This is a genomic window from Streptomyces sp. NPDC102283 (assembly GCF_044766265.1).
GTDB lineage: Bacteria > Actinomycetota > Actinomycetes > Streptomycetales > Streptomycetaceae > Streptomyces.
Window position 1 is genome coordinate 92,054 of record NZ_JBIWLQ010000013.1, and the last position, 13,562, is coordinate 105,615.

Below are 13,562 nucleotides of genomic sequence, written 5' to 3' on the forward strand. Positions count from 1 at the left end.
CGTTGTGGCGCTCACGCTCGAACAGCTCCGTGCCGATGTCGCCGACGTCCTCGGCGAGGACCCCGAGGAGATCTCCCTCGACGAGAACCTGGTCGACTACGGCCTCGACTCCGTCCGCCTCATGTCGCTGGCCGCCGCCTGGCGCCGCGACCACGGCATCGAGGTGGCCTTCGCCGACCTCGCCGAGCGGCCCGCGCTGGAGTCCTGGGCCCCGCTGCTCGGAGTGACCGGCTGACGCTGGGGCCGGTGCTCCCCGCGGCGGCGCCGCCACTGGCGCGTCGCCGGGATACGGAGTCGGCGGGTGGCACGATCTCAGGGACGAGAGGACCGGGAATGAGCCACTACTGCGGGTGCCGCGATATCCCCCTGATCAGGGAGTTCATCGCCGAGCACGAGTCGGTCACCGATCTGGCCGGGGCGGCCGTGCGGGCGCTGGACGCCGGTGACCGCGACGGCGCGCGGAGCCTCGTGGGGCGCGTCGCCGTCGAGCTGCGGTCCCACTGGGCCGGGGAGGAGCGGGGGCTGTTCGCCGAGATGCGCGAGAACGAGGAGTACACGGCGTACGTCGACGCCCTCACCGTCGAGCACCGGGAGCCGGCGGACTTCCTCGACGCCCTCGACCTGGAATCGGCCCAGCAGCGGACCGCGTTCGTCCGGGCCGTGGAGGAGCGCCACACCCATATCGCCAAGGAGGAGGACGGCCTCTTCCCGGCGTCGCTCACCGAGTTGACCGGTGATCAGTGGGACCGGTCCATGGCGGCCTGGCGCGCGGCCCACCCGGGCTGAGCCGCGTACCAGGCCGTCCGGGGGCGGGGCGGACCGTCCAGGCCCCCGGGCGGCTTCCCGATCGGCTCAGGCGTCGCCCAGCGCCTCGGAGACCAGGGCCCGGGCCTCCTCCTGGACCCGGGCGAGGTGGCCGGGGCCCTGGAAGCTCTCCGCGTACACCTTGTAGACGTCCTCGGTGCCCGAGGGGCGGGCTGCGAACCAGGCGCTGTCGGTGCAGACCTTCAGGCCGCCGATCGGCGCTCCGTTGCCGGGGGCCTCGGTGAGCACGGCGGTGACGGGTTCTCCGGCCAGGGTGTCGGCCTTGACCTGCTGCGGGGAGAGCCGGGCCAGGACGGCCTTCTCCTCGCGGGTGGCGGGTGCGTCGACGCGGGCGTACGCCGGGTCGCCGAAGCGGTCGGTGAGCCGCGCGTAGTGCTGGGAGGGGGTGGAGCCGGTGACGGCGGTGATCTCGGAGGCGAGGAGGGCCAGCAGGATGCCGTCCTTGTCCGTGGTCCAGACGCGTCCGTCGCGGCGCAGGAAGGAGGCCCCGGCGGACTCCTCGCCGCCGAAGCCGAGGCTGCCGTCGTAGAGGCCGTCGACGAACCACTTGAAGCCGACCGGGACCTCCACCAGGGTGCGGCCGAGGTCGTGGGCGACCCGGTCGATCATGGACGAGGAGACCAGGGTCTTGCCGATGCCGGTCCCGGCGGCCCAGCCGTCGCGGTGGGTGTACAGGTAGTCGATGGCGACGGCCAGGTAGTGGTTGGGGTTCATCAGGCCGCCGTCGGGGGTGACGATGCCGTGCCGGTCGGCGTCGGCGTCGTTCCCGGTGGCGATGGCGTACGCGTCGCGCTGGGCGATCAGCGAGGCCATGGCGTGCGGCGACGAGCAGTCCATGCGGATCCTGCCGTCCCAGTCCAGCGTCATGAACCGCCAGGTGGGGTCGGCGAGCGGGTTGACGACGGTGAGGTCGATCCGGTGGCGCTCCGCGATCCGCCCCCAGTAGGCGACGGACGCGCCGCCGAGCGGGTCGGCGCCGATGCGGATGCCCGCGTCCCGTACGGCGTCGAGGTCGAGGACGGCGGGCAGGTCGTCGACGTACGCGGTCAGGAAGTCGTACCGGCGGGTGGTGTCGGCGGCCAGGGCCTGGGCGTACGGCGTCCGGCGGACGACTCCGAGTCCGGCCTCGATCAGGGCGTTGGCCCGGTCCTGGATCCAGGAGGTGGCGTCGGAGGCGGCCGGTCCCCCGTTCGGCGGGTTGTACTTGAAGCCGCCGTCGGCGGGCGGGTTGTGCGAGGGGGTGACCACGATGCCGTCGGCCAGGTGCTCGGTGCGGCCCCGGTTGTACGTGAGGATGGCGTGCGAGACGGCGGGGGTCGGGGTGTAGCCGTCCTCGCTGTCGATGAGGACGGTGGCCCCGTTGGCGGCGAGCACCTCCAGGGCGGTGACCCGGGCGGGCTCGGACAGCGCGTGGGTGTCCGCGCCGAGGAAGAGGGGCCCGTCGGTGCCCTGGCGGGCGCGGTAGTCGCAGATCGCCTGGGTGGTCGCGGCGATGTGGTCCTCGTTGAACGCGGCGGCGAACGCGGAGCCGCGGTGGCCGGAGGTCCCGAAGGCCACCCGCTGGGCGGGGTCGGCCGGATCGGGGTGGAGGGCGTAATAGGCCGTCACCAGCCGTGCCACGTCGACCAGGTCTGCGGACTGCGCCGGATGACCGGCCCGTTCGTGCACCATCGGGGCTCCTCGTACGTCTTCGTCGTCGGCCGGCCCGTGGGGGGACGGGCCCGGCGCACCGGGGAAACGATCACCCCGGTCCGTACCCGATTCTGCTCCCCCGACCGCCCGTGTGCGCGACCGGTTCACGCCTTCCTCGTGTCGCTCCCCGGCCGGAGCGGCGCCGCGCCCCCGGTCCGGAGCGGACCGGGGGCGCGGAAGCGCTACGGACGGGGGCTCAACGGCCCTGGAGGGACTTCACGTTGTCGCCGAAGGTCCAGCCCCGGGAGCCGTCCCAGTTCAGCGACCAGGTCATCAGCCCCTTGAGGGAGCCGTTGTAGTGCTTCCAGGCCTGCGAGACGAGTCCGGTGGACATGTGGCCGCCGCCGGCGCCGGGCTGGGCGGGCAGGCCCGGGACCTGCTTGTCGTAGGGCACCTTGATGGTGGTGCCCTGGATGACCAGCCCCTTGTTCAGGCAGTCGGTCTGGGCGGTGAAGCCCGCGACGGTGCCGGCGGAGTAGGAGTCGCCGGAGCAGCCGTACATGCTGCCGTTGTAGTACTGCATGTTCAGCCACCACAGGCGGCCGTTGTCGGCGTACTTCTTGATGATGGGCAGGTACGAGCCCCAGATCGAGCCGTAGACGACGCTGCCTCCGGTGACGTACGCCGTCTCGGGGGCCATGGTGAGGCCGAAGTTCGGCGGCATCGCGGCGAGGACGCCGTCGATGATGCGGATGAGGTTGGACTGCGACGCGGACAGCTGGTTGATGTTGCCGCTGCCGACGAGGCCGGTCTCGATGTCGATGTCGATGCCGTCGAAGTTGTACTTCTTCAGGATCGGGACGATCGTCTGGACGAACCGGTCGGCCACCTTGCTGGAGCTGAGGTCGATCCCTGCCGCGGCTCCGCCGATCGACATGAGGGTGGTGAGGCCGGAGGCCTTGGCCTGACACATCTCGGCGGGGGTGGCGACCTTGACGGTGTTGTCCATGCCGTCCTCCCAGAGGACGGTGCCGTCGGAGCGGATGACGGGGAAGGCCGCGTTGATGACGTTGTAGCCGTGCTGGGTGATGCGGGAGTCGGTGATCGGGATCCAGCCGAGCGGCGGGTGCACGCCGTTGGCCGCCCCGTCCCAGTTCTCCCAGTACCCCTGGAGCACCTTGCCGGTGGGCTTCGACTTGACCGCGCAGGTCTCGGCGGCGGCGGTGTTCGTCTCCGCGGTCCTCGGCGGCGCGGCTCCGACCAGCATCGGTACGACGAGTGCCGCCGCCAGGCCGAGGCCCAGCAGCCGTGATGTACGCCCCATGATCCGTACGTCCTTCCAGCCCGGGTCCGCCGCCGACGGGACGAAAGGTTCGCCCCGCCCCGCCCTATGTCGTGACCCTGCCAAACCGTAGAATGGTCCAGACCTTCGGTCAAGAGGTCTGGACCAGACCGCCCGTACCCGGTGAAGGGGGAAACGTCCGCGCAGGCGGTGCGCGCCCCCCTTCACCGGGCGTCGCGGATCAGGAGAAGCGCAGGGCGATGGTGTCGCCGACGCCGATCACCTTGTTGCGGGCGGCCCCGGCGAAGGCCGAACCGTCGACGGACACCTTCCAGGTCGCCGGGCCGGTGTTGGCCTTGCCGCTGACGGAGGTGATGGTTCCGGTGCCGGATGCGGGTACCACGGAGGTGACGCAGCCGGCCGGGGTGGACGCGCTCGTCGCCGCGGTCAGGACGTCGCCGAGGGTGGTGGTCGTGCCGGTCGGGGTGAACGCCACCGAGCAGACCTTCAGGGTGCCGGTGCCGTCGTCCACGGTGAGCGCCAGCTTCGTCGCCGTACCGGCCGTGAAGCCGCCCGACGCGACCCACTTGGGCGCGCCCGCGGTGACCGGGGTGGGCGGCGCCGCGGTGAAGCCGCCGCCCGCGACGGCGCGCAGGGCGTCGAGGGAGGAGTAGGCGGACGGGGCGGTGTCGGAGGGCTGGTACTTGAAGCCGCCGCCCGGGGTGAACTGCTGGGCGATCAGGAAGTCGACCGGGGTCCTGCCCGCCGGGGTGAGGAAGTCGCCGGTCTGCGGGTTGATGCCGCAGGCGTTGAGCCCGGAGACGGCCCAGCCGTTGGAGCTGGTGTTGATGCCGTACATGGCGTTGAAGGCGCCGGAGGTGTTGACCAGCTTGCTCTTGAGGAACGCCTTGGCCTGGAGGATGTCGGGGTCGGTGTTCGGGACGCCGGAGGCGCAGAGCGCGGCCATCGAGGCGCCGGTCATGTCGACGTCGCCCGGCTTGTTCAGCTCGGTCGCGTTGCCCTCGGCCTTGGCGTAGGTCCAGCCGCCGTCGTTGTGCTGGTTGGCCCGGAGGCGGGTGACGACCTTGTCGACGAGCGCCTGCGGAACCCGCTGGGCGCCCGTCTGGGTTCTGGCGCCGCCGAGGGCGAGGGCGGCGAAGACGGTGCCGTTGTAGTTGGCGGACGGGCCGAAGTAGCCGGCTTCCGCGTTCTGCCAGTAGCCGTAGATCTCGGCGATCAGGTTGCGCGAGGCGGAGACCCGGGCGGGGTCGATCCCGGCGGCGTACGCGTTGAGCGTGCCGCGCTGGTAGTCGGTGACGACGGGGGTGGCGGAGGGCCAGCCGGGGGTGGCGAGGAGGTTGCGGTAGACGGTGCGGGCGTTTTTGGTGGCGTCGCCGCCCGGTGTCACGTCCACGGCGGCCGTACCGGCGGCGGCGAGCGCGCTGAACGCCCACTCGTTGGAGAGGCCGGAGCCGGCGTACGAACCGTCGGCCCCCTGGAGGGACTTGACGTACGTCACACCATTGGTCTTCGAGGTGGCGATCTGGGCGGGCGTGGACGTCGCGGCGGCGGGCAGCACCGTGAGGGCGAACGCCCCGAGGGCGGCGGGTGCCACGAGCGCGAGGCGGCGGAGCGTACGGGGGTCGGGGGCGGTGGTGGACGTACGGATCGTGCCGGCGGTACGGGAGGTACCGGACATGCGGAACGTGAGAGAACGGGGCATGTGCCTGCTCCTGGGATGAGGGGCGTACGGCACCACAGCGCCTCCCGGGCCGCACGGGGCGGGGCAGGGCAGGCCGGGGTGGCCGACGCCCGGACGCGTGGGTACGGCTTCTCCTGGGACAACCACCGTCTGGGCATTCGGGCTCGGGAACGGCCCCCAGCCGTCCCACACCGCTGCGCGTCAGCCCCGGATTCGCACCGGGTTCCCCCCTACGGCAGGCCAGGACGCTACCCGAGGCGGCACGGCGGCGCCAGGGACGGTCCGGGCGTGTGCCGGAGCGGTCGCGGAGGAGACACAGGCCACCTTGACGGTCTCTTCGAGAGCGTGTTCCAATCCGCCTGATACGCACTCAGCCCCAGGGGAAGCCGGTCGGAATCCGGCGCTGACCCGCAACCGTAGGCCCGCCACCGCGCGGGCGAGCCGGAATGCCTGGGGCCAGGATTTTCAGCGAGAAACGCCGTCGCGGACTACGGCGTGGTTCGAACAGCTCCCTGCGGGCGGCCCTTTTCGCGGCCGTGCCCCGCCGGTGAGCCGTCTGCCACGCACGGCCCGCCCGGACGAGTCGAGGGGCCGTGGTGGGGACCGCACAGCAACAGCACCGGCACGTGGGGAAGAAGAGACTTCTGTCGCTGGTCTCGGCGGCCGCGGTGACCTTCGCCGCGAGCGTGGCGTTCGTCACCGGTGCGGGACCGGCGGTCGCCGACCCCGTCGAGAAGTGCACGGCCACCAGGGGCGCGATCGTCGCGGTGGACTTCGGACCGTTCGGCGGCGGTGTCGTGCGCGGCTGCGACACCACCCCGACCACCGGCTACGAACTCCTCCGCGACGGCGGCTTCACCACCGAGGGCACCCGGCACGACGGCGACGGCTTCATCTGCCGGATCGGCACCGGCTCGTTCAACTCCGGTAAGCAGTACCCGACTCCGGCCACCGAGGACTGTGTGCTGACTCCGCAGGCCACCGCCTACTGGTCGTACTGGATCGCCTCCCCCGGCCAGAAGACCTGGTCCTACAGCCCGCTCGGCGCGATGAGCCGCACGCCCGGGGCGGGCGATGTGGACGCCTGGGTGTTCGGCGGCACCGACGTGGGCGGCTCCACCGGCCGCCCCACCTTCACCCCCGACGAGGTCCGTGCGGGCGGCGGGGCGACGCCCGGTCCGACCGAAGGCCCGACCGACGGCCCGACCGACGGCCCGGGCGTCCCCGCCGGGGAGATCGACGTGCCGGCCGCCGCCCGCTGGGTGAGCGGTCAACTGCGCGACGGCACCCACGTGGTGGACGAAGGGGCCGAGGCGCCGAACGACTTCCTCACCACCGAGGCCGCGTACGCGCTCGCGGCGGCGAACGGCAAGGGCCCGGCCCTGGACAAGGTGACGGCCCATCTCGCCGGCCGCACCGGCGCGTACGCCTACCCGAACGGCACGGACGCGGCGCCCGACGCCCCGGCGGCCGCGCGGCTGGCGCTCGCCGCGGAGATCGCGGACGGCGACCCGCGTGACTTCGGCGGGCACGACCTGCTCGGCGACCTCAGGAAGCACGTGTGCCCGGCGGGCCCCGACGCGGGCAGCCCCACCCCCGGCTGTACCGCCAAGGGCGACTTCAACGGCGCGACCTATGCGGACGGGCAGGCGCTGGCCGTGCTGGCGCTGCTGCGCGGCGGGGTGGAGCCACCCGTCGAAGCCGTCACCCGGCTGACCCAACTGGTCTGCCAGGACGGCTCGGTGACCAGCATCCTCATCCGCCCCGGCGAACACTGCGACGGCGATCCGATGACCACGGGGCTGGTCGCGACGGTGCTGAGGGAGGCGGGCGGGCAGGACGCCGTCGTCGCCGGGGCGCGGACGTATCTGAGGAAGGCGCAGCTGGAATCCGGCGCGTTCCCGCCGGCCAACGGGGTGGCCACCGGCTCCGTGGCCGCCACCGCGTACGCGGCCCAGGCGCTGCGCGCGCTCGGTGACGGCGGCGCGGCGGACGCGGCCGTCGCCTGGCTGTCGCGGGAGCAACTGGACGGCGGGGGCTTCGGGTTCGACGAGGGCGCCACCGACCCCGCGCTGTACGCGACCGGCCCCGCCGTGCTCGCGGGTGCGGGCGTCGACCTGGTCACGCTGGTCGCGAAGGCCCCCGAACCCACGGACCCGCCGACCACTCCCCCGGCGACCATTGGCCCCACTCCCCGGCCGACGACCCGCCCGCCGGGGGCCGGCCCGGACCTGAAGAAGGGCATCGCCTACCTCACGCGCCCGTCCAACCTCCATCAGGGGCGCTACTACAAGGGCGACGAGAAGACGGGACGCGCCGATTTCGGCCTGACCATCGACGGCGCTTTCGCGCTGGCGGCGACCGGTCATGAAGACAACGCGCTGCGCACGATCGTGGACTTCCTGGAACAGGGCGGCGGGGACGGCGAGGGCCGGACCCTGGACGACTGGACCGGGCTGGGCGGCACGTACGCGCTCGGCGGATCGATGGGCAAGGCGGCCGTCCTCGCCCAGGTCGTCGAACGCGATCCGCGGGACTTCGGCGGCCGGGACCTGATCGCCGGCCTGGCCGACGCGGTCTGCGAGAAGCCGAGCACCGCACCGAACCGCAGCTGCCCGGCCGCGGGCGCCTACACCTACGCGCCGTCCGTCTTCGCCCACTCCCTCGGGGTCATGGCGCAGGTGCGCGCGGGCGAGGAGAAGGCCGCCGAGGCCCCGATCGCGTATCTCGCGGGGCTCCAGCACGCCTCCGGAGCCTGGCCGAGCCTGATCCCGGCGACGGGCGACTCGGAGGTGGACTCGACGGCGATGGCCGCCATGACGCTGGACCTGGTCCCGGGCGACGCGCACGCCGCCGCCGTGGACAGGGCGCTGGCCTGGCTGGCTTCCCGGCAGCTGGCGGACGGCGGCTTCCCCGGGGCGTCCGGCAACTCGGTCAACTCCGCGGGGCTCGCCGTGCAGGGTCTCTCCCTGGACGCGGAGAAGTACGACGCCCAGATCACGAAGGCGCTGAAGTTCCTCGCCTCGCAGCAGAACAAGGACGGCGGCTTCAACGTCGCGAAGGAGGGCCAGCGGGGCTCGGACATCCGCGCCTCGGCACAGGCCGTCGGCGGGGCCACCGGTGTCTCCTTCGGCATCCTGACCCGCGACCTGGCGGGCACCACGCCGAACCCGGTGCCGTCCTCCTCCGCCCCGGTGATCGTCACTCCCGGCGACAGCGCGGGCGACGGCGTCGTGAACGCCGACGGTCCCGGCGGCGGGGGCGCCCTCGCGTCGACCGGCGCCCAGGTGTTCGGCCTGGCTGCGGCCGCCGCGGCGCTGGTGCTGGCAGGCCGGCTCACGGTCGTGGCCGCCCGGAGACGGCGTACGGCGGCAGCGGGTGGTGAGCGGTGAGCCCGCGCCTCCTCCGCAGCGTCGCCAGGGCCCTGGGCGCCCTCGGACTGACCGGCGCGGCGCTGCTGGCCCCGGCCGGTCAGGCGTCGGCGGGCCCGCAGCCCATCGGCAGGTGCACCACGTCGTCGGGGGTGGTGCTGGCCGTGGACTTCAGCCACTGGGGCGGCCCCGTCTACCGTTCCTGCGGCACGACGCCGACGACCGGCTACGAGCTGCTCAACCAGGGCGGCTGGCGGACCACCGGCACCGGGCACGACGGCCCGGCGTTCATCTGCCGGATCGGCTACAGCGGACACCGGGGCGGCAAGCAGTACCCGACGTCCCAGCAGGAGGACTGCGTCCTCACCCCGCCGGCCTCGGCCTACTGGTCGTACTGGCACGCCGGCCCCGGGGAGGACACCTGGGAGTACAGCCAGCTCGGCGCGATGAGCTACCGGCCCCGGCCGGGCAGCGTGGACCTGTGGATCTTCGGCGGGACGAACATCGAGGGCACCAAGGGCCGCCCGACCGTCACCCCGGGCCAGTTGCGCGCCCACAACTCCCGCCCCGCAGAGGGTGGTAAGGCACCGGATCCGAAGCCCGATCCCGTGCGGACGACACAGCCGCCGGCGGACGGCGAGCAGCCTCCGTCTCCGCCGACCGCCTCACCGGAGGCCTCGGAGTCCGCGTCGCCCTCCGCTCCCGCGAGCGCGTCCCCGTTGGCCTCCCCCACCCGCTCCCCCGGCCCCTCCGCCTCGACGACGGGGGCTGCGGTGGCCGCGCCGGAGAAGCCGTCGAAGGTGGTGGACGCCGCCCCGGCGGCCGACGCGGAGCACGACTCCGGGTCCGTCGTGCCGGTGGCGGCGACGGCGGGCCTCGTGGTGGTCATCGGCGGAGCGGCCGTGTTCGCCGCGAAACGCCGTCGCCGTGAGCAGTAGTCACCGCGTGGCCCGGGCGCCGTCGCAGCCGGGCGCGCCGGTGTCCGCCGCCGGGCCGGACACCGGGGGCCGGCGGCTGCCGCGCACCCTACACCCGGTCGCCTGGTGGATCTGGGCGCTCGCCCTGGCCACGGCGGTCAGCCGGACCAACAACCCGCTGCTGCTCTTCCTGGTCCTCGCGGTGCTCGGCTTCGTCATCACCACACGCCGCACCGAGGCCCCGTGGGCCCGGGGCTTCACGTACTACCTCTACCTGGCGCTGGTGGTGGTGGCGATCCGGGTGGTCTTCCGGGCGGTCTTCGCCAGCGGAATCCGGCCGACCGACCACTACCTCTTCTCCCTGCCGCACATCCCGACACCCGACTGGTACGCGGGCATCCAGCTCGGCGGCCCGGTCTCGCTGGAGGCGCTGCTGTCCGCCGCGACCGACGGGTTGCGCCTCGCCTGCATGCTGTGCTGCATCGGCGCGGCGAACACCCTCGCCAACCCGAAGCGGGCGCTGCGCGTCCTGCCGGGCGCACTCTACGAACTGGGCGTCGCCGTGACCGTGTCGATCAGCGTCGCCCCCCAGCTGGTGCAGAGCGTCCAGCGAGTGGCCCGCGCCCGCCGGCTGCGGGCCGGCCGCAACAAGGGGCTGCGAGCGCTGCGAGGGATCGTGGTCCCGGTGCTGGAGGACGCGCTGGAGCGGTCGCTGCGGCTGGCCGCGGCGATGGACTCGCGCGGCTACGGCCGGGCCGGCTCGGCGACGCGCGGCTCACGCCGGCTGACCGGGACGCTGATGCTGCTGGGCATGTGCGGGCTGTGCGCCGGGGCGTACGGCCTCCTCGACGCGACCGCGCCCACGCTGCTGGGGCTGCCCGCGCTCGCGGCCGGTTCGGTGCTCTGCCTGGCCGGGCTGCGGCTGGGCGGGCGCCGGGTGACGCGGACGACGTACCGGCCGGATCCGTGGCGGTTCGCGGAGTCGGCGGTGGCGTCCTGCGGGGTGCTCTCCGCCGTGCTGCTGTTCGTCAACGTCGGCTACGACCCCGCCGAGCTGAACCCGTCCATCTATCCGCTGAGCTGGCCGACGCTGCCGCTCGTCCCGGCCGCCGCGATCCTGCTCGCGGGAGCGGCCGGGTTCCTGGCGCCGCCGCCCGCTCCGCCCACTCCGCACATCCCCGCGCAGCGCACCGAGGAAGCCGCATGATCACCTTCGACCAGGTGTCCGTCGTGTACGACGGCGCCGACGAGCCGGTCCTGCGGGACGTCGACCTGAAGGTCGACGAGGGCGAACTGTGCCTCGTGGTGGGGCATACGGGAGTCGGCAAGTCGACCCTGCTGGGCGCGGTCAACGGGCTCGTCCCGCACTTCACCGGCGGCACGCTGTACGGCACGGTCACGGTCGACGGCCGCGACACCGCCGACCACCCGCCGCGCGAACTCGCCGATGTCGTGGGAGTGGTGGGCCAGGATCCGCTGGACGGCTTCGTCACGGACACGGTCGAGGAGGAACTCGCCTACGCGATGGAGCAGTTGGCCATCGCGCCGGCCGTCATGCGCAAGCGCGTCGAGGAGACGCTCGACCTGCTGGGGCTTGCCGACCTGCGCCACCGGGCGCTGCACGAGCTGTCCGGGGGACAACAGCAGCGCGTCGCGATCGGTTCCGTGCTGACCTCCCACCCACGTGTGCTGGTGCTGGACGAGCCGACGTCCGCCCTCGATCCGACGGCGGCCGAGGAGGTGCTGGCGGCGGTGACCCGGCTGGTCCACGACCTGGGGGTGACGGTGCTGCTGGCCGAGCACCGGCTGGAGCGGGTGGTGCAGTACGCGGATCGCGTCATCCAGCTGCCGGGGGACGGCCGGGTGGTGTCGGGGGCGCCGACGGAGATCTTCACGGCGTCGTCGATCGCCCCGCCCATCGTCGAGCTGGGCCGGGCGGCGGGCTGGTCACCCCTGCCCCTGTCCGTACGCGACGCCCGCCGGGCTGCCCGCCCGCTGCGTACGGCGCTGGAGGGCACGGCGCCCCCGCCGGTGCGCGCCGCCCGGGGCGCCCCGGGCACGGAACTCCTCAGGGCCCGGGGGATCACGGTCGCGTACCGGGGCGCCCCGGCGGTCCGCGATGTCGACCTCGAACTGCGGGCCGGGGAGGTCACGGCGCTGATGGGCCGCAACGGCTCGGGCAAGTCGTCGCTGCTGTGGGCGCTCCAGGGATCGGGGCACCGCACGTCCGGGACGGTGCGAGTCGGCCGGGGCGGGTCCGGAGAAGCGGGCCCGGCACGCACGGACGGGAGCGGGCCCGGCGCACCGGGTTCGGTACGCCGGGGCGGCGGCGGGTCCGGCGCACCGGGCCGGGACCGACCGGCCGAGGGCGGGGATCCGAAAAGCCTGTCCGCCGCCGAGGCCCGGCGGCTGGTCGGACTCGTACCGCAGACCCCGACCGACCTGCTCTATCTGGAGAGCGTCGAGCAGGAACTCGACCAGGCCGACGCCGAGTCCCGGGCGGAAGGCGCCGGGCATCCCGCCCGGAGGATCCTGGACCGCCTGGCCCCGGGCATCGACGGTGCGACGCATCCGCGTGACCTCTCCGAGGGCCAGAAGCTGGCGCTGGTCCTCGCGATCCAGCTGACGGCCGCGCCCCGGGTCCTGCTGCTGGACGAGCCGACACGCGGTCTCGACTACCGCGCGAAGACCCAGTTGATCGCCATGGTGGACGAACTGGCGGCCGAGGGACGCTCGGTGGTCGTCTCCACTCACGACGTCGAGTTCGCCGCGCGGGCCGCGGACCGGGTCGTGGTGCTGGCCGAGGGAGACATCGTCGCGGACGGGCCGACCGGCGAAGTGATCGTCGCCTCCCCCGTCTTCGCCCCGCAGGTGGCGAAGATCCTGTCGCCGCTCCCGTACCTGACGGTGGACCAGGTGACGGCGGTGCTCCCGCACGAGGAGGCGGGAGCATGAAGGACCTCGCCGGCCGCTCCGCCGGGGCCATCCGCATCGCGCCGCGCGCCGGGATCGTGATCGCCATGGCGGCCTTCCTCGGCCTCGTCGCCTTCTTCTGGCCGTTCGTCGTCGCTCCGGGACGGTTGGGCGCGAACTACGCGCCGCCGCTGATCTTCGGCGTGCTGCTGGTCCTCGTCCTGTGCGTGGTGATCTCCGAGATAGCCGAGGGCGGCATCAACTCCAAGGCGCTGGCGATGCTCGGGGTGCTCTCCGCCGTGAACGCGGCGCTGCGCCCGCTCGGTGCGGGAACGGCGGGCATCGAGACGGTCTTCTTCGTCCTCGTCCTGGCGGGTCGCGTGTACGGTCCGGGCTTCGGCTTCACCCTGGGCTGCACCTCGCTGTTCGCCTCCGCGCTGATCACCGGCGGGGTCGGCCCGTGGATGCCGTACCAGATGTTCGGCTGCGCCTTCGTCGGCATGCTCGCGGGAATGCTGCCCCGGGCCACGGGACGCCTGGAGGTCATGATGCTCGCGGTCTACGGATCGCTCTCCGGCTATCTCTTCGGCTTTCTGCTGAACCTGTCCTTCTGGCCGTTCTCGGTGGACCCGAACAGCTCCATCGCCTACCTTCCCGGTCTTCCCTTCACCGAACAGTGGCAGCGCTACCTGGCGTTCGACGTCGCCACCTCCCTGGGCTGGGACACCGGACGCGCGGTCACGAACTTCGTCTGCGTCACGCTGGCGGGCCCCGCGGTGCTCACCACCTTCCGCCGGGCGGCCCGAAAGGCCCGCTTCCGGGCCCCGGTCCGCTTCGCTTCCCGGAATCAGGGCGGCGGGGCTCCGGCGGGGATGGATTCGGGGCCGTAGGGACCGTGATCGTTTCCGGGGGGAAGAAGC

General features: G+C 73.3%; 10 protein-coding genes and 2 riboswitches. Of the genes, 7 read left to right on the forward strand and 3 right to left on the reverse strand.

All coding sequences use genetic code 11. The annotated features are described in order from the left end of the window. Window positions 1-4 precede the first annotated feature (4 nt). Both ACIRJT_RS25005 and ACIRJT_RS25010 read left to right on the forward strand, forming a co-directional pair. Window positions 5-235, forward strand: coding sequence for a phosphopantetheine-binding protein (locus tag ACIRJT_RS25005; protein WP_403912856.1), 231 nt, complete (start codon window positions 5-7; stop codon window positions 233-235). Between the two features lie 98 nt (window positions 236-333). Next, the gene (locus ACIRJT_RS25010) at window positions 334-786 is read left to right on the forward strand and encodes a hemerythrin domain-containing protein (RefSeq protein ID WP_403912859.1); all 453 of its coding nucleotides are present in this window, start codon (window positions 334-336) and stop codon (window positions 784-786) included. A 66-nt stretch (window positions 787-852) separates the two neighbouring features. On the opposite strand, the gene pgm is transcribed toward ACIRJT_RS25010, so the two are convergent. From pgm to ACIRJT_RS25025, 3 genes are all read right to left on the reverse strand, one after another. Then, complete coding sequence (gene pgm, locus ACIRJT_RS25015) at window positions 853-2,496, reverse strand: phosphoglucomutase (alpha-D-glucose-1,6-bisphosphate-dependent) (RefSeq protein WP_403912862.1); 1,644 nt, start codon at window positions 2,494-2,496, stop codon at window positions 853-855. 217 nt (window positions 2,497-2,713) lie between these two features. Continuing rightward, entirely contained in the window at window positions 2,714-3,781 is a 1,068-nt protein-coding gene (locus tag ACIRJT_RS25020) for a chitinase (RefSeq protein ID WP_403912864.1), read from the reverse strand. Between the two features lie 199 nt (window positions 3,782-3,980). Then, window positions 3,981-5,438 (reverse strand): prenyltransferase/squalene oxidase repeat-containing protein, encoded by a 1,458-nt coding sequence (locus tag ACIRJT_RS25025; protein WP_403913168.1) that lies wholly within the window; start codon window positions 5,436-5,438, stop codon window positions 3,981-3,983. A gap of 155 nt (window positions 5,439-5,593) precedes the next feature. Further along, a riboswitch (cobalamin riboswitch) is annotated at window positions 5,594-5,670 on the reverse strand. A 149-nt stretch (window positions 5,671-5,819) separates the two neighbouring features. Then, a riboswitch (cobalamin riboswitch) is annotated at window positions 5,820-5,893 on the forward strand. A gap of 144 nt (window positions 5,894-6,037) precedes the next feature. Between ACIRJT_RS25025 and ACIRJT_RS25030 the strand changes: the two genes are divergently transcribed. The 5 genes from ACIRJT_RS25030 to ACIRJT_RS25050 are packed head-to-tail and all read left to right on the forward strand — an operon-like array spanning window position 6,038 to window position 13,532. Beyond that, complete coding sequence (locus ACIRJT_RS25030) at window positions 6,038-8,833, forward strand: prenyltransferase/squalene oxidase repeat-containing protein (protein WP_403912866.1); 2,796 nt, start codon at window positions 6,038-6,040, stop codon at window positions 8,831-8,833. After that, window positions 8,830-9,750 (forward strand): hypothetical protein, encoded by a 921-nt coding sequence (locus tag ACIRJT_RS25035; RefSeq protein WP_403912869.1) that lies wholly within the window; start codon window positions 8,830-8,832, stop codon window positions 9,748-9,750. Before ACIRJT_RS25030 ends, ACIRJT_RS25035 begins: the two co-directional genes overlap by 4 nt. Window positions 9,751-9,757: 7 nt before the next feature. After that, on the forward strand, window positions 9,758-10,936 hold the full coding sequence (locus ACIRJT_RS25040; protein WP_403913171.1) for an energy-coupling factor transporter transmembrane component T: 1,179 nt from the start codon (window positions 9,758-9,760) through the stop codon (window positions 10,934-10,936). After that, window positions 10,933-12,684 (forward strand): ABC transporter ATP-binding protein, encoded by a 1,752-nt coding sequence (locus tag ACIRJT_RS25045; RefSeq protein ID WP_403912872.1) that lies wholly within the window; start codon window positions 10,933-10,935, stop codon window positions 12,682-12,684. Before ACIRJT_RS25040 ends, ACIRJT_RS25045 begins: the two co-directional genes overlap by 4 nt. Continuing rightward, window positions 12,681-13,532 carry an ECF transporter S component gene (locus ACIRJT_RS25050; RefSeq protein WP_403912875.1) on the forward strand — a complete coding sequence of 284 codons (852 nt, stop codon included), beginning with the start codon at window positions 12,681-12,683 and terminating at the stop codon, window positions 13,530-13,532. Before ACIRJT_RS25045 ends, ACIRJT_RS25050 begins: the two co-directional genes overlap by 4 nt. Window positions 13,533-13,562 lie beyond the last annotated feature (30 nt).

What these genes read in the sequence shown, in the direction of transcription:
- ACIRJT_RS25010 (WP_403912859.1), top strand. Translation starts at nt 334, where the DNA reads ATGAGCCACTACTGCGGGTGCCGCGATATCCCCCTGATCAGGGAGTTC.
- pgm (WP_403912862.1), bottom strand. Translation starts at nt 2,496, where the DNA reads ATGGTGCACGAACGGGCCGGTCATCCGGCGCAGTCCGCAGACCTGGTC.
- ACIRJT_RS25025 (WP_403913168.1), bottom strand. Translation starts at nt 5,438, where the DNA reads ATGTCCGGTACCTCCCGTACCGCCGGCACGATCCGTACGTCCACCACC.
- ACIRJT_RS25050 (WP_403912875.1), top strand. Translation starts at nt 12,681, where the DNA reads ATGAAGGACCTCGCCGGCCGCTCCGCCGGGGCCATCCGCATCGCGCCG.
- ACIRJT_RS25045 (WP_403912872.1), top strand. Translation starts at nt 10,933, where the DNA reads ATGATCACCTTCGACCAGGTGTCCGTCGTGTACGACGGCGCCGACGAG.
- ACIRJT_RS25020 (WP_403912864.1), bottom strand. Translation starts at nt 3,781, where the DNA reads ATGGGGCGTACATCACGGCTGCTGGGCCTCGGCCTGGCGGCGGCACTC.